Below are 16,030 nucleotides of genomic sequence, written 5' to 3'. Positions count from 1 at the left end.
TGAGCCTAGCGCTCCCGCGACGCGGCGCTCTCCGGACGGAGGAGCGGGAAACGCTCGCGGAGCTCACGGTGCAGCCGGCCCACGCGGGGGCTCGCCGCGCAGCCGATCCAAATCACGCGCGGCGCCTCATGGCCGCCGGCGCCCATCCACTCGTCGAACCAGGCCCTTACGGCGCGAACGACACGCTCTCCGCGCGGCGCCATGCACCTCGCCGTCCCATCGGCATCGCGCAGGAGCCAGGTCAGGGTCATCTCCGCCGGGAGGTGCATGCGCTGGACCTGGATGCGGGAGGCGACCTCGACGAGCACCTGCCCGTAGGCGTCGACGGGCAGCCGCCCGAGCATCCGCCTGATGACCGGCAGATCGGCACTGTCTCCGGCTATGAGGAAATGCGGACGGTCGACGTCGGGGATCATCGTTACATATTAGGTAAGCCTTACCTAATGAGCAAGCGGCAGCGATTCCATGATGTCCTGCCAGGCGGCGTGGATGCCGGGGGCGACGATCCCCAGCTGCGTCAGGAGGAGCAGGACGGAGCCGTCGTGCGCGTAGAGCTCGAGCGCGGAGGTCGGTCCGTGCGGTCCGTGGGAGGTCACCGCGAGCGCCTCGCGCACGTGCGCGAGGTCGACGTCGATCGTGCACGAGCCGAGGACCGCGCCGACACGGCCCTGCGCCGTCCCCGTGACCACCTGCACGGCGCCGTCCGCGATCTGCGCAGCTCCGTCCGCGAAGACGACCGCGGACAGCGGCAGCTCCGTCGCGCAGAGATGGTCGAGCACCTCGGGGATCACGCCGACGTCGATCGAGACGGCCCGCTCTCGTCCGGCACCCGCCATCCGACGACGACGCTCCGCGCCGCCGTCCGCGATCACGGCGTCGAGGTCTGCGAGCTGGTCCCCGCCGTCAGACGCCGCCCCCCGCCGAGCTGATGGGCGCGACCGGCCCAGTCGCGCCTCCGGCCGATCGAGGCTGTCGATGACGAGCGCGTCGGCGGGAGAGAGCGACCGCACGGTGTGGACGACCTCGCCGCCGCGGCTCGCGAGCCGCAGCATGCGCTCGCCCCGCCCGCGTACGATCACCGAGGCCCGCAGCCGGTCCTCCGCGACACGCAGGCCGATGGCCCCCCTCGGCGCAGCCAGCGCCTCGCCGGGGCGCGTCACGGGCTGGTAGCGCCCCGTCTGAGCCATGACGACACCCGGGCGCCCCGTGACGGCGAGCGCGAACTCCAGCAGAGGCAGCGCCGGCAGCACGAGCGCGGCGGGACCGCCGCTCGGCGCCGGCCCGCCCCAGGGGCAGTCCCCCGCACAGCCGCACGCGTCGACCGCATCCATCAGTACACGTCCCTCACGTAGCGCTTCTCGCGCTTGAGGCGGGCGAGGTAGTCGCGGGCGCCGTCGTCGTCCACGCCCGCCTGCGAGGCGATGACGTCGACGAGCGCCTGCTCGACGTCCTTCGCCATCCGCGACGCGTCGCCGCAGACGTAGAAGTGCGCGCCGTCCTCGAGCCACGCGTAGAGCTCGGCCGCCTTCTCGCGCATACGCGTCTGCACGTAGACCTTCTCGGCCTGGTCGCGCGAGAACGCGAGGTCGAGCCGGGTGAGCACGCCGCGCTCGCCGAGGGACAGCAGCTCGTCCTCGTAGATGAAGTCGGTCGCACGGTGCTGATCGCCGAAGAAGAGCCAGTTGCCACCCGTCGCGCCGCTCTCCGCGCGCTCGTACAGGAAGCCGCGGAAGGGCGCGACGCCCGTCCCCGGCCCCACCATGATGATCGGCCGCGCCCCGTCGTCCGGCACGCTGAACGCCGCGTTCGGCTGCGGGAAGATGCCGACGGGGTCGTCGTCGGAGAGCCGGTCGGCGAGGAACGTCGAGCAGACGCCGCCGCGCACCCTGTCCTCGCCGTGGCGCACGGACGCGACCGTGAGGTGGATGCGGTCGGGGCTCTGCAGCGGACTCGACGAGATCGAGTACGCGCGCGCCTGCAGCGGACGCAGCACCTCGGCGAGCTCGAGCGGGTCGAAGCGGACGCCGGGGCTCTGCTCGAGCAGGTCGAGCACGTCGCGCCCCCACAGCCACGAGTCCATGGCGTCGCGGTCGTCGCGCCGCACCATCCCGGCGAGCTCGCTCTCCGGGTCGCGCTCGGCGATCGCGGCGATGAGCTCCTTCGACGGCGTGCGGATCTCCCACTCCAGGTTCATCCGCTGCGCGAGCGGCGCGCCGCCCGCGTCGTCGTCGCCGCGCAGGCCGAGGTGCGCGATGACGGCGTCGGCGAGCTGCGGGTCGTTCTCCGGCACGACGGCGAGCGCGTCGCCCGCGGCGTAGGCGATGCCGCTGTCGCCGAGCTCGAACTCGTAGTGCCGGATCTCCTTCGCGCTCGCGGGCGCCGACAGCACGCGGTTGACGGCGAGGCGCGAGGCGTACGGCGTCCGCCGGTTCCACGGCGAACGCGCACGGGCGGGGGCGGACGGCGCGGGCGCGGCCGCGGGAGCCGTCGCGCCGGCGGGGGCCTCGGCCGAGAGCACCTGCAGCACCTCGGCCGTCCACGCCGACGCCGGCTCGTCGAAGTCGACGTCGCAGTCGACGCGCGCGGCGAACCGCACGGCGCCGAGCTGCTCGAGCCGCAGGTCGATGAGCCGGCCGGCCTGGCAGAAGTCGTCGTAGCCGCTGTCGCCGAGCGCGAGCACCGCATAGCGCAGGTGCTCGAGCCGCGGGGCGTCCTCGGCCTCGAGCGCCTCCCAGAACAGCTCGGCGTCGTCGGGCATCTCGCCCTCGCCGTACGTCGACGTCACGATGACGACGTGCGACGCCGCCCGCAGCCGCTCGACGCCGGCCGTGTCGAGCTCGGCGACGTTCGCGCCGAGGCCCGAGCCGCGGGCGCCCGCCGCGAGCTGCTCGGCGATGTCGGCGGAGTTGCCCGTCTGCGTGCCGTAGAGCACCTCGACCGTGAGCGTCGCGGTCGGGGCGTCGTCTCCGCGCCGCATGTCGAGGCCGGCGAAGAAGCCGTTGAGCCACGCCTGCTGCTCGACGCTGAAGGGCGCGCCGGTCGGGAGGAGGAGGCTCATGCCGTCACCTCCTGCGCGTCGTACCAGACACGCGCGAGGTCGTCGAGCGAGGCCGTCGCGATGATCTCGTCGAAGCGCGAGACGTCGGCGCGGCCGGCGTTCTTGCGGTCCTGGTGCAGGATCCATCCGTAGGTGCCCGGCGCGTCGATGCCGCGCACGTTCCGCAGCGTCAGCGAGCGCTTGTAGTCGTCGAGGCGCTTGGCCGAGATGAGGACGGCGAGCTCGCCGTCGTCGAAGCGGTCGAGGGCATCGCGCAGGTAGCGCACGACCTTCTGCATGACGAAGAAGTCCTCGGTGAGGATGAGCCTGCGCGCCGCGTCCTCGATGCGCGGGTCGTCGGGCCCGGACGCCCCGGGCACGCGCTCGCGGGCGATCTCGCGGGCAGACGACAGCACGGTGTACGAGGCGAGCAGTGCGAACATGTCGGACGCGCCCTGCTCGCCGGCGCGCGGCGCCCTCCCTCCCGCGATGAGCCGCTGGTCGCGGAAGTCGACCTTGAAGGCGCGGACGCGGTCGGTCGCGATGGACGTCGCGAGCTCGTCGAGCAGCTCCTTGCGCGTCGCGGCGGCGAGGATGGCGTCGGCGTCCTGCGTGAGGAGGAGCGCCCGAGGCATGCCGCAGAAGACGTGCCGCCTGGTCTCCTCCCAGTCGTCGAGCAGGCGCGCGGCGAGCTCCGACCCGGTGGCCTCGAGGTGCCAGCGGAGGAGCAGCAGCACGGCGTCCTCATGGAAGGGCTCCTCGGTGACGGGGAACACCGCGAGCGAGTCGGCGCTCACCATGCCGGCGAGCTCGCCGGCGGGGTCGTACTGGTAGACGAAGCCGCCCGACATGCCGTTGCCGAGGCCCTTGCCGAAGGAGCCGAGGTTGAGCACGGCGCCGTTCGTCATGTACTCGCAGCCGAACTCGCCGATGCCCTCGACGACGGCCGAGGCTCCGGAGTTGCGCACGGCGAAGCGGTCGCCGGCCTCGCCCTCGACGAACAGCCGCCCGCCCGTCGCGCCGAACAGCGCGAAGTTGCCGATGAGCACGTTGCCGCCGCGCTCGGACGAACCGCCGCCGGGAGTCCGGACGACGATCCGCCCGCCCGACTGGCTCTTGCCGACGCCGTCGTTCGCGGTGCCGGCGTGCACGAGCTCGACGCCGTCGTTGCAGAACGCCCCGTACGACTGGCCCGCCGAGCCGTGCGTGTGCACGACGACGGCGCCGTCCGCGAGGCGCGCTCGCCCGCGGTCGTCGCGGAGGACTGCGGGCAGCGCGTCGACGACGCCGGCATCGAGCTCGTGGTTGAGCAGGCGCTCGACGTCGATCGACAGCTGCCCGCCGACGGACTTGTTCCTGTTGCGCAGCGCGACGCCGTCGATCGCGACGGAGGGCTCGCGCCGCTCGACGAGGGCGGCGCGCACGGTCTCGACGAGCGCGTCGTCCACCGAGAAGTCCTTCTCGAGGTACACGGGGTCGATGACGACCTTCTCGGGGACGCGCGCGAGCATGGCGCGCACGTCGAGGCGTCCGACGCTCGCGGGATGCTCGAGGAGCTGCAGCAGGTCGCTGCGGCCCCGCGCATCGCGGAGCGTCCGCAGTCCGAGGCGCGCCAGGATCTCGCGGACGTCGTGGGCGATGTTGAGGAGGTACTGCGCGAGCGCACGGGGGTCGCCGTCGAACACCTCGGGGTTCGTCGTGAGCCCGGCCGGGCACTTGATGTTGCAGTTCTTGGCCATGACGCACTTGAGCATCATGAGCGCCGTCGTCCCGAACTCGAACGAGTCGCCGCCCAGCAGCGCCGAGACGACGACATCGCGTCCGGTCTGGTGCGCGCCGGAGCAGCGCAGCGTCACCTTGTCGCGCAGCCCGTTGACGAGCAGCGCCTGGTGCACCTCGGCGACGCCGATCTCGGCCGAGCGCCCCGCGTACTTGAGGCTCGTGACCGCAGCGGCGCCCGTCCCGCCGGTGTTGCCGGCGACGTTGATGACGTCGGCGCCCGCCTTCGCGACGCCCACGGCGATCGTGCCGATGCCCTCGGACGACACGAGCTTGACGATGACGCGCACGCGCGCCGCCTTGCAGTCGTGGATGAGCTGGGCGAGGTCCTCGATCGAGTACGTGTCGTGGTGGGGCGGCGGCGACACGAGCTCGACACCGGGGGTGCCGCCGCGGGCGGCCGCGATGTCGACCGTGACCTTGGGCGCGGGGAGCTGGCCGCCCTCGCCGGGCTTCGCGCCCTGGCCGATCTTGATCTCGAGTTCCTGCAGCTGCGGGTCGGCGAGGTAGCCCGCCCAGATGCCGAAGCGCCCGGACGCGAACTGCTTGATGCGCGAGCCGCGGATGGTGCCGTAGCGCGAGAAGTGCTCGCCGCCCTCGCCGCTGTTCGACATCCCTCCCACCATGTTCGTGCCGTGCGCGACGGCCTCGTGCGCCGTCGCGACGAGCGCGCCGTGGCTCATCGCGCCCGAGGCCAGCGTGCGCGTGATCTCGTGCGCCGGCTGCACGTCGTCGAGGGGGACGGACGCCGGCGCCTCCTGCAGGAGCTCCAGGAACCGGCGTGCGGAGCCCGTCGCATCGAGGTCGACGCCCTCGGCCGCGACCCGCACGTGCGCGATCTCGCCGGGATGGGCGTCGCGCAGCCAGACGGCGAGCTCGCCGTGGCGCGCGAGCGCGTCCGGCGTGCCGTAGCCTGGCGCGAGCGCGAGCGAGAACGCGCCGTCCGCGCCCGTGACCTCGAGACCGCGCACCTGGATCGAGAGGTTGCCGTCGATCGAGAACCGGCCGAGCTCGCGAGCGAAGTCGTCGGCCGTTCGCAGCCCCGTCACATCGGCGGGCAGCGCGAGCACGTCACGGAGCGCGGAGGGCCGGCGGGAGCGCTCGGCCTCGGTCGTCGAGACGAAGTCGCGGTATCCCGGGGTCACGTGGAAGCCGTCGATGCGCTCGGGCGGCAGCTGCGCGTATCCCGCGTTGCGGTACGAAGTGTCGTCGAGGCCGAAGGCGTCGCTCAGCTGCCCGAGGGTGAGCAGGCGCAGCGCGTCGTCGTCGGGCCGCTCCGCCGAGAGCGAGACCGGCTCCTCCGTCATCCCGGCGAAGCCGCGCACGGCGGCCGTCCCGAAGGAGTGGCCGGCACCCTCCGAACGTTCCTTGAAGAGGCCGATGAGCGGGATCTGGTTCTCGATCCGCACCGAGCGCGCCCTGTCGTGCCACTGCGCCGTTGCCTGCGCGATGCGCGCGAAGCCGACGCCGCCCACGGGCGCCGCCATGTGCGGGAAACAGCGTGCGAGCACGGGGTCGCGCGTGTCGAGGTAGTTCGGCTCGAAGAACTCGCCGCCGATGTAGCTCTCCACGGTGCAGAGGCCGACACGGCCCATCGTCTTGCCGAGCGACTTCAGCGCGGCCTTGCGGAAGCGGTCGAAGGCGCGGTCGGTCTCGGTCTCGCGACCTGCGGGGCCCGCGGGGCTCGGGTGCTTCTCCTCGGCGCGGAGGCGGGCGCTCAGGCTGTAGACCGCGCTCGCCCCGAACCCGAGGGCCGCCGCGATGTGGTGCGAGCTCGGCAGCTGGCCGCTCTCGGCGACGAGCGACACGCGCAGGCGCAGGCCCGTCTCGATGAGGCGCTGGTTGACGGCGGCGACGGCGAGCAGGAGCGGGAGCGGCGCGCGGCGCACGTCGACCTCGCGGTCGGTGAGCACGGCGATGCCGCCGCGCTCCCTCGCGAACCGCTCGACGCCGTCACAGAGCGCGTCGAGCGCATCGACGAGCGCCCGCTCGTTGCGCGCAGGGTCGTGCGCGTCAGCCTCGAAGAGCATGTCGAAGCGCTCCAGCGGCGCGACCTCCTGCTCGCGCAGGCGCACCATGTCGAGGTGGCTGAGGATGGGCGACGGCACGACGATCTGCCGCGTCGCGCGCCCCTGGCCGTCCGGCTTCGCCCCGAGCGCGACGCGGAAGCTCATGCCGTCGGCCTCGCGGATGCTGTCGAGCGGCGGGTTCGTCACCTGGGCGAAGCGCTGCGAGAAGTACTTCGCCATCCCGCCCTCCTGGTCGGAGAGCGCGTTGATCGCGTTGCCGTAGCCCATCGCCGAGATGCGCTCGGCGCCCGTGGCGAGCATGGGGTCCATCATGAACCGGAAGCTCTCCTGGTTCAGGGAGTAGGCGACGTAGCGGCCGGCCGGCGAGAGGTCGCCCTCGTAGCCGAGGGTGTCGTCTCCGCGCTCGATGCCCGTCACGGCGATGTCGGAGATCTCGACGCGGGCCTCGGCGAGCAGGGCACCGTAGTCGCGGCGCGCGCCCAGCATCTCGAGCGCCTCGCGCGTGCGGTGGCTGCGGCCCGTCCTGTGGTCGAGGTAGAGCATGCCGCCAGCCTCGATGCGGCCTCGCGCGACGACGTCCTCGTCGGCGGCCTCGAGCTGACCGGCCTCCGACGACACCATGAGGTACTCGGCGGTCTCGACCGTGCGGAGCGGGCGGAGGCCCAGGCGGTCAAGACGGGCGCCGACGACGTCGCCGTCGCTGAAGATGACCGCGGCGGGGCCGTCGTTCTTCTCCTCGTACAGCGAGAAGTACTCGAGCATGTCGCGCACGGGCTGCGACAGGGTGGCGTCGTTCTCCCAAGCCGGCGGCATGAGGGCGACGACGGCCTCGACGAGGTCGAGCCCGTCGTCGAACACGCGGCTCTGCAGGCTCTGATCGAGACGGCTCGAGTCGGACTGGCCTGGCGGCCGGACGATGCGGCGCGAGCGGGCGCGGGCGACGGCGTCGTCGGCGAGGCGGTTCTTGCGGTCGGTGTTGAGCTCTCCGTTGTGCGCCATGAGCCGGAACGGCTGCGCCATCGACGGGTGCGGCTCGGTGTTCGTCGAGAAGCGCGTGTGGAAGTACAGCGTGCGCACCGAGTGGCGCTCGTCGAGCAGGTCGGTGAAGAACGGGATGACCTCGTGGGAGTTCAGCCGCCCCTTGAGGACCTGCGTGCGCGTGCTGAGCGACAGCGGGTAGAGGCCCCTCAGCTCCTCGCGCCCGTACGCCTCGCGCTCGATCGCGAGGAGCGCGGCATGGGCCGCGTGGTCGGTGTCGGCCCTGGCGGCCCGATCGCCCGCAGCGAAGACCCACTGCAGGATGGGCAGCTGGTATCGCGCGGCCGCGGGGCGCGCCACGGAGTGGTCGACGGGCACCTCGCGCACGAGCACGACCTCGAGCCCCTCCGCCTCGAGCGCCGCCGTCACCACCGCGCGCGCCGCGCCCTCCTGCGCGGGGTCGTCGGGGAGGAAGAAGTTGCCGACGCCGAAGCGCCCCGTCTGGAGCGGACGGCGGGTGAGGGCGCGGAAGAACTCCTCCGAGAGGTCGACGTTGACGCCGGCGCCGTCGCCGACGCCCTCCGACGACATCCCGCCGCGATGCGGGATGGCGCAGAGCGCCGCGTCGCCGCGGAGGATCACGTCGTGCGACGGCACGCCGTCCTTGCGCGTGATGAAGCCCACGCCGCAGTCGCTGTGCTCTGCGGAGGGGTCGTACAGGCCGAATCGCTCGATCGCCACGATGGCTCCCTGATTGCCCGCGCGAGGCGCGGGGATCGCGGGCGCCCGCGCTTCCGCTCGTGACGGAGGACTGCGCGGGCACCGGCACGACATTGCTACGGTCAGGCAAGGCTAGCCTAAGTTCAGGGCCTCGGGTGGATCACGCCGGCGCGTGCGCCTCCAGGAACGCGTACACGTCGGTCGTGTCGACACCGGGGAAGGCGCCCGTGGGGAGCGTCGCGAGCAGCGTGCGCGGCGTCCGCACGTTCGGCCACGCGCCCTCGCGCCAGGCGGCCTCGAGGTCGGCGGGCGGGCGGCGGCAGCAGGTCTCGACGGCATGCCGCGACACCCCGCGATGCGGGGTGTCGCGGCCGGCGAACCACTTCGTGTCGGCGAACCTCACGCCCACGCTGACGGAGTGGGCGCCCTGGCTCGACTGCTCGACGCGCGCCGTGCACCAGAACGTGCCGCCGCCCGTGTCCGTGTACTGGTAGTAGGGGTTGAACCGGTCGTCGACGTCGAAGACGACCCGGCTCGTCCAGCGCCGGCAGCACAGCTGCCCCTCGATGGAGCCGAAGCGGTCCGCGGGGAAGTTCACGCCGTCGTTCTCGTACGCCTTCGTGATCGTCCCCGACTCGTGCACCTTGAGGAAGTGCACCGGGATGCCGAGGTGCCGCGTGGCGAGGTTCGTGAACCGGTGCGCCGCGCTCTCGTACGACACCGAGTAGGCATCGCGGAGGTCCTCGATCGAGATCGCCTTGCGCGCCTTCGCGTCCTGGAGGAACGGCACCGCGTGGCTCTCGGGCACGAGCAGGGCGCCCGCCAGGTAGTTCTGCTCGACGCGCTGACGCAGGAACTCCTCGTATCCTGTCGGCTCGGCATGGCCGAGCACACGGCTCGCGAGCGCCTGGAGCACAGCGGCCCGGGGGTCTCCGCCGCCGCGGTCGGACAGGTACAGCCGCCCGTGGCGGAGGTCGGCCACACTGCGGGTCGAGGCCGGCAGATCGGGGACGTGGTGGATGGTGAAGCCGAGGTGCGCGGCGATGTCGCTCGCCGCGCGCTGCGTGAGGGGACCGCCCGGATGGCCCACCGCGGCGAGCAGCGCCTGCGCCTGGGCCTCGAGCTCCGGGAAGTGGTTGTCCTGCCGCCGCATCAGCCGTCGCACCTCCACGTTCGCGCGGCGGGCCTCCTCGGGCGTCGCCGAGCGCTCGTCATGCAGCCGGTCGACCTCCCCGGAGAGCCGCAGGATGGTGCGGAGCACCTCGTCGGGGACGCCCTTGGGCACGCGGAACGGCTCGACGCCGATGGTCTGCATGCGAGGCGAGCGCAGCGCGCGCTCGAGCGCGATCTCGAGCTCGGCGCGTCCGTCGAGCTGCGCCGTCTCGAGCAGCGCGTCGACGCCCACCCCGAGCGCGCGGGCGATCGTCCGCAGCATCGACAGCCGCGGCTCGCGCCGCCCGTTCTCGATCATCGACAGCTGGCTGGGCGCACGCCCGACCTCCGCGGCGAGCGCGTCGAGCGTCATGCCGCGGTCGGTGCGCAGCTGCCGGATGCGCCTCCCCACAGCGAGCGCATCGAGCCCGTCGTCGTCGACGTCTTCTGCCGGTGCCATGCGCCGATGATGCCACAGGACATCCGTTTCGCAGAAGAAGCGGGGAAATTCTCCGTATAGATTCCGGTCGACGGCAGCGGCGGTCGAGCATCGTGGGAGCACCACCCCGCGGCACCGCAGCCGCCGACGACGAGGAGCACGATGATGAGCACCCCCTCCGCCGCCCGTCCGGGCGACCAGACGCAGACCGCAGACGACCTCCGCCTGGAGTGGAGCGCCGACCCGCGCTGGACCGGCATCCGCCGCGACTACACCGCGGAGGACGTCGTCCGCCTCCGCGGCACCGTCCGCGAGGAGCCGACGCTCGCACGCCGCGGCGCGGAGACGCTGTGGGAGCGGCTGCGCTCCGACACGTACGTCCGAGCGCTCGGCGCCCTCACGGGCAACCAGGCCGTGCAGCAGGTGCGGGCGGGCCTCCCCGCCATCTACCTCTCCGGCTGGCAGGTGGCCGCCGACGCCAACCTGTCGGGGCAGACGTACCCCGACCAGTCGCTCTACCCCGCGAACTCCGTCCCCGCCGTCGTACGCCGCATCAACAACGCCCTCCTCCGCCAGGACCAGCTCGAGCACGCCGAGGGGGCCGTCACACGCGAGTGGCTCGCGCCCATCGTCGCCGACGCCGAGGCGGGCTTCGGCGGTCCACTGAACGCCTACGAGCTCGCGCAGTCGATGATCCAGGCGGGCGCCGCCGGCATCCACTGGGAGGACCAGCTCGCGAGCGAGAAGAAGTGCGGGCACCTGGGCGGAAAGGTGCTCGTCCCCACGCAGCAGCACATCCGCACCCTCAACGCCGCGCGGCTCGCCGCCGACGTCGCGGGCGTCCCGACCATCCAGATCGCCCGCACCGACGCCCTCGCCGCCGACCTCCTGACGAGCGACGTCGACGAGCGCGACCGCGCGTTCACGACGGGCGAGCGCACGAGCGAGGGCTTCTACCGGGTGCGGGGCGGCATCGACCCGGTCATCTCCCGCGGCCTCGCCTACGCCCCCTACGCCGACCTGCTGTGGGTCGAGACGGGCACACCCTACATCGAGCTCGCGCGCGAGTTCGCCGCCGCGATCCACGCGGAGCACCCGGGCAAGATGCTCGCTTACAACTGCTCGCCGAGCTTCAACTGGCACCGCGCCCTCGACGATGCGCAGATCGCGTCGTTCCAGGACGAGCTCGCCGCCCTCGGGTACCGCTTCCAGTTTATCACCCTCGCCGGCTTCCACGCCCTCAACCACTCCATGTACCAGCTCGCTCGCGGCTACGCGCGCAGCGCGATGAGCGCCTACGTGGCGCTGCAGGACGCGGAGTTCGCCGCCGAAGCCGACGGGTACACCGCCACACGCCACCAGCGCGAGGTCGGAACGGGCTACTTCGACCACGTGTCCTCCGCCCTCAACCCCGAGAGCGCCACCCTCGCCCTCGCGGGCTCCACCGAGTCCGAGCAGTTCCACTGAGCACGCCGCTACCATCCGAGGAGGAATCATGACCATCGCCGCCCCCGCCACCGCCCGTGTCCGCATCGAACCCGCGCGCAGGGCGCCCGCGATCGAGATCGCCGGCGCCCTGCACGACCGCTTCGAGGAGATCCTCACGCCCGAGGCCCTCGCCTTCCTCGCACAGCTGCACGATCTGTTCGCCGGCCCGCGCTACGACCGCCTCGCCGACCGCATGCGGCGCGGCTACGAGATCGGCAACGGGCGCGATCCCCGGTTCCTCGAGGACACCGCCCGCATCCGCGCCGACCGCACGTGGCGCGTCGCAGGCCCCGGCCCCGGGCTCGAGGACCGCCGCGTCGAGATCACCGGACCGACGGACCCCCGCATGACCATCAACGCGCTGAACTCCGGCGCGCGCGTCTGGCTCGCCGACCAGGAGGACGCGACGAGCCCCACGTGGCGCAATGTCGTGGGCGGGCAGCTGTCGCTGCGCGACGCCATCCGCGGCGAGCTCTCGTTCACGAGCCCCGAGGGACGACGCTACGAGGTGACGGCGGAGCGCACGCCGACCATCGTCATGCGGCCGCGCGGATGGCACCTGGAAGAGCACCATCTGCGGTTCGCCGACCGGCACGGGCGCACGCTTCCGGCCTCCGGCTCGCTCGTCGACTTCGGGCTGTACGCGTTCCACAACGCGCGCGAGCTCGTCGCGCGCGGCGCCGGCCCCTACTTCTACCTCCCGAAGCTCGAGTCCTCCGAGGAGGCGCGGCTGTGGGACCAGGTGTTCTCGTTCACGGAGGAGTACCTCGACCTGGCGCACGGCACCATCCGCGCGACCGTGCTCATCGAGACGCTGCCCGCGGCGTTCGAGATGGAGGAGATCCTGTACGAGCTCCGAGACCACTGCGCGGGCCTCAACGCCGGCCGCTGGGACTACATCTTCTCGATCATCAAGACCTACCGCGGCCGCGGCTCGCGCTTCGTGCTGCCCGACCGCGACGAGGTCACCATGACGGTCGGGTTCATGAGGTCGTACACCGAGCTGCTCGTGCAGACGTGCCACCGTCGCGGCGCCTACGCGATCGGCGGCATGAGCGCCTCGATCCCGAACCGGCGCGACGCGGCGGCGAACGCCAGGGCGCTCGAGAAGGTCGCGGCAGACAAGCGCCGCGAGGCGGGGGCCGGGTTCGACGGCACGTGGGTCGCGCACCCCGACCTCATCCCGACCGCGCAGGCCGAGTTCGACGCCGTGCTCGGCGCCCGCCCGAACCAGCTCGATCGCACACGCGACGACGTGCGCGTCTACGAGCGGCACCTCCTCGACCTGTTCATCGGCCGCCCCATCACCGACGCCGGCGTGCACGGGAACGTCTCCGTGGCCATCCGCTACATCGAGGCGTGGCTGCGCGGGCAGGGTGCCGTCGCGATCGACGGCCTCATGGAGGACGCCGCCACGGCCGAGATCTCGCGCTCGCAGATCTGGCAGTGGATCCGTCAGGAGCAGGCGACCGAGGAGGGCACCCCGATCACCCGCGACCACGTCTCGGCTCTCGTCGACCGCGTGCTCGCCGAGGTGCCGCGCTCCCCCGGCGACCGATTCGACGACGCCGCAGGGGTGTTCCGCGACGTCGCGCTGAGCGAGACGTTCCGCGCGTTCCTCACCGTGAAGGCGTACGCCGACCACCTCGTCGAGGTCGAGGCGCGCTGAGCGGCCGCAGGACCCCGGACGGCCGCCCGTCCGGGGTCTCGCGCGTCGCGAGGCGGCTGTCCTACATTCGGAGCATGGCTGCCCCCGCGCGCATGCACGACGTCACCCCCGAGAACGAGCGGCTCATCGACCTCGTGCTCGACTACTCCCGCCGTCGGATGCTCGACCCCGACGTCCCGCTCGACAAGCCGGCGTCCGCTGCCGAGCTCCGTCGCCTCGCGGGCACGACCATCCGCGAGGAGGGCATCGGCGGCGAGCGGGCGCTCGCCGTCTTCGAGCACGTGCTCGCCCCCGCATGCATCACGACCGACCATCCGCAGTACCTGTCGTTCATCCCCACGGCACCCACGAAGGCGGCGACCGCGTTCGACCTCGTCGTCTCGGCCAGCGCGCTCTACGGCGGATCGTGGCTCGAGGGGTCCGGCGCCGTGCACGCGGAGAACGAGGTGATCGCGTGGCTCGCCGCCGAGTTCGGACTGCCGCGCGGGGCGGGCGGCGTGTTCGTGCAGGGCGGCACGCTCGGGAACCTCTCCGCCCTCGTCGCGGCGCGCGAGGCCGCCCGCGCCCGGCTCGCCGAGTCGGGCGCGCCGGCGCCGGCACGCTGGATCGTCGTGTGCAGCGCGGAGGCGCACTCCTCGATCGGATCCGCCGCGCGCGTCATGGACGTCGACGTCGTGGGCGTCGTCCCCGGCGAGGACGGCGTGCTGAGCGGCGACGCCGTGGCCGACGCGCTCGCCGCGCACGGCGACGCCGTCTTCGCCGTCGTCGCCACGGCCGGCTCGACGAACTTCGGGATCGTCGACGACATCGCCTCGATCGCCGCGCTCAAGGAGGAGCACGGCTTCTGGCTCCACGTCGACGGAGCGTACGGGCTCGCCGCCATGCTCTCGCCGCTCGCGCGCGACCGCTTCGCGGGCGTCGAGCACGCCGACTCCCTCGTCGTCGACCCCCACAAGTGGCTGTTCGCGCCGTTCGACGCCTGCGCCCTCGTCTACCGCGACCCGGAGACGGGCCGGCGCGCCCACACGCAGCACGCCGAGTACCTCGACACCCTCACGGAGACCGCCGACTGGAGCCCGTCGGACTACGCCGCGCACCTCACGCGCCGGGCGCGGGGCCTGCCGTTCTGGTTCTCGCTCGCGAGCTACGGCGCCGCCGCGTACCGCGACGCGATCGGCGCGTCCATCGCGCTCGCCCGCGACATCGCCGACGGCATCCGCGCCCGCGACGGGTTCTCGCTCGTGCGCGAACCGCAGCTCGGCGTCGTCGTGTTCGAGCGCGACGGCTGGTCGAAGGCCGACTACGCCGTGTGGTCGGACCGACTGCTCGACGCGCAGCGCGCGTTCGTCGTGCCGAGCTCGCACGCCGGTCGACCCAACGTGCGCTTCGCCATCCTCAACCCCCGCACGACCCGCGCGCAGCTCGAGGCCATCCTCGACACCATGATGTGAGGACGACGGGGCGTGACGCGGGTACGCGCAGCGGAATGCGGGCACGGCTACGCTGGGTGCCGTGACCGACCGCGCACCGCTCTCCCGCACGCCCGCCCTCTCGCGCAAGCTCAGCGCCATCGCCGAATCCGCGACCCTCAAGGTCGACGCGAAGGCCAAGGCGCTGAAGGCCGAAGGCAGGCCCGTCATCTCGTACGCCGCCGGCGAACCCGACTTCGCGACGCCGCAGTTCATCGTCGACGCGGCCGCCGAGGCGCTGAAGGACCCGGCGAGCTACCGCTACACGCCGGCCGCCGGCCTCCCCGTCCTGCGAGAGGCGATCGCGGCGAAGACGCTGCGCGACTCGGGCCTCGAGGTCGCACCGTCGCAGGTCGTCGTCACGAACGGCGGCAAGCAGGCCGTCTACCAGGCCTTCCAGGCGGTCGTGAACCCGGGCGACGAGGTGCTCCTCCCCGCCCCGTACTGGACCACCTACCCCGAGGCCATCGCACTCGCCGACGGCGTCCCCGTCGAGGTATTCGCGGGCGCCGACCAGGAGTACAAGGTCACCGTCGCCCAGCTCGAGGCCGCGCGCACCGACAAGACCACGGTGCTCGTGTTCGTGTCGCCGTCGAACCCGACGGGATCGGTGTACACGCCGGAGGAGACCGCGGCGATCGGCCAGTGGGCGCTCGAGCACGGCATCTGGGTCGTCACCGACGAGATCTACCAGAACCTCGTCTACGAGGGCGTGCGGGCGGTGTCGATCGTCGAGGCCGTGCCCGAGCTCGCGAAGCAGACCCTGCTGCTCAACGGCGTCGCGAAGACCTATGCCATGACGGGATGGCGCGTGGGCTGGCTCGTGGGCCCCTCCGACGCCGTCGCGCTCGTCGGCAACCTGCAGTCGCACCTCACGAGCAACGTCAACAACGTCGCGCAGCGCGCCGCGGTGGCCGCGCTCACGGGTCCGCAGACCGAGGCGGAGCAGTTCCGCGTCGCGTTCGACCGCCGTCGCCGTCTCATCGTCGACGAGCTGTCGAAGATCGACGGCGTCGAGGTGCCGAACCCGCTCGGTGCGTTCTACGCGTACCCCGACGTGCGCGGCCTGCTCGGCCGCGAGTGGAGGGGCCGCCGCATCGAGACCTCGCTCGAGCTCGCCGACCTCATCCTCGACGAGGCCGAGGTCGCCGTCGTCCCGGGAGAGGCCTTCGGCCCGAGCGGCTACCTGCGTCTGTCGTACGCGCTCGGCGACGACCAGCTCGTCGAGGGCATCCAGCGCCTCCAGCGCCTGTTCGGCTGACGCGTCGG

The 16,030-nt window shown here is 72.6% G+C and carries 9 protein-coding genes; 4 read left to right on the top strand and 5 right to left on the bottom strand.

Features of this window, described 5'->3' with window-relative positions; genetic code table 11:
• Positions 1–5: 5 nt before the first annotated feature.
• The 5 genes from ABD998_RS14325 to ABD998_RS14305 all read right to left on the bottom strand — a co-directional run bounded on the left by ABD998_RS14325 (position 6) and on the right by ABD998_RS14305 (position 10,156).
• Positions 6–416 (bottom strand): SIP domain-containing protein, encoded by a 411-nt coding sequence (locus ABD998_RS14325; RefSeq protein ID WP_345440452.1) that lies wholly within the window; start codon positions 414–416, stop codon positions 6–8.
• A gap of 24 nt (positions 417–440) precedes the next feature.
• On the bottom strand, positions 441–1,331 hold the full coding sequence (locus ABD998_RS14320; RefSeq protein WP_345440449.1) for a hypothetical protein: 891 nt from the start codon (positions 1,329–1,331) through the stop codon (positions 441–443).
• Complete coding sequence (locus tag ABD998_RS14315) at positions 1,331–3,058, bottom strand: sulfite reductase subunit alpha (RefSeq protein ID WP_345440446.1); 1,728 nt, start codon at positions 3,056–3,058, stop codon at positions 1,331–1,333. Before ABD998_RS14315 ends, ABD998_RS14320 begins: the two co-directional genes overlap by 1 nt.
• Positions 3,055–8,565 (bottom strand): glutamate synthase-related protein, encoded by a 5,511-nt coding sequence (locus tag ABD998_RS14310; RefSeq protein WP_345440443.1) that lies wholly within the window; start codon positions 8,563–8,565, stop codon positions 3,055–3,057. The genes ABD998_RS14315 and ABD998_RS14310 overlap by 4 nt, the downstream gene beginning before the upstream one ends.
• A gap of 139 nt (positions 8,566–8,704) precedes the next feature.
• Positions 8,705–10,156 (bottom strand): helix-turn-helix domain-containing protein, encoded by a 1,452-nt coding sequence (locus ABD998_RS14305; RefSeq protein WP_345440440.1) that lies wholly within the window; start codon positions 10,154–10,156, stop codon positions 8,705–8,707.
• 144 nt (positions 10,157–10,300) lie between these two features.
• On the opposite strand from ABD998_RS14305, the gene aceA reads away from it, so the two are divergent.
• From aceA to ABD998_RS14285, 4 genes are all read left to right on the top strand, one after another.
• The gene (gene aceA / locus ABD998_RS14300) at positions 10,301–11,602 is read left to right on the top strand and encodes an isocitrate lyase (protein WP_345440437.1); all 1,302 of its coding nucleotides are present in this window, start codon (positions 10,301–10,303) and stop codon (positions 11,600–11,602) included.
• A 28-nt stretch (positions 11,603–11,630) separates the two neighbouring features.
• A complete protein-coding gene (gene aceB, locus ABD998_RS14295; RefSeq protein WP_345440434.1) occupies positions 11,631–13,292 on the top strand; it encodes a malate synthase A in 1,662 nt (553 codons plus the stop codon).
• A 74-nt stretch (positions 13,293–13,366) separates the two neighbouring features.
• Entirely contained in the window at positions 13,367–14,743 is a 1,377-nt protein-coding gene (locus ABD998_RS14290) for a pyridoxal phosphate-dependent decarboxylase family protein (RefSeq protein ID WP_345440431.1), read from the top strand.
• A 61-nt stretch (positions 14,744–14,804) separates the two neighbouring features.
• The gene (locus ABD998_RS14285) at positions 14,805–16,022 is read left to right on the top strand and encodes a pyridoxal phosphate-dependent aminotransferase (protein WP_345440426.1); all 1,218 of its coding nucleotides are present in this window, start codon (positions 14,805–14,807) and stop codon (positions 16,020–16,022) included.
• Positions 16,023–16,030: the final 8 nt, after the last annotated feature.

Origin of the sequence: Microbacterium gilvum (assembly GCF_039543865.1) — a bacterium.
GTDB classification, from domain to species: Bacteria; Actinomycetota; Actinomycetes; order Actinomycetales; family Microbacteriaceae; genus Microbacterium; species Microbacterium gilvum.
The sequence above is the reverse complement of the archived record's forward strand: the minus strand, read 5'-3'. Positions and strand labels throughout refer to the sequence as shown.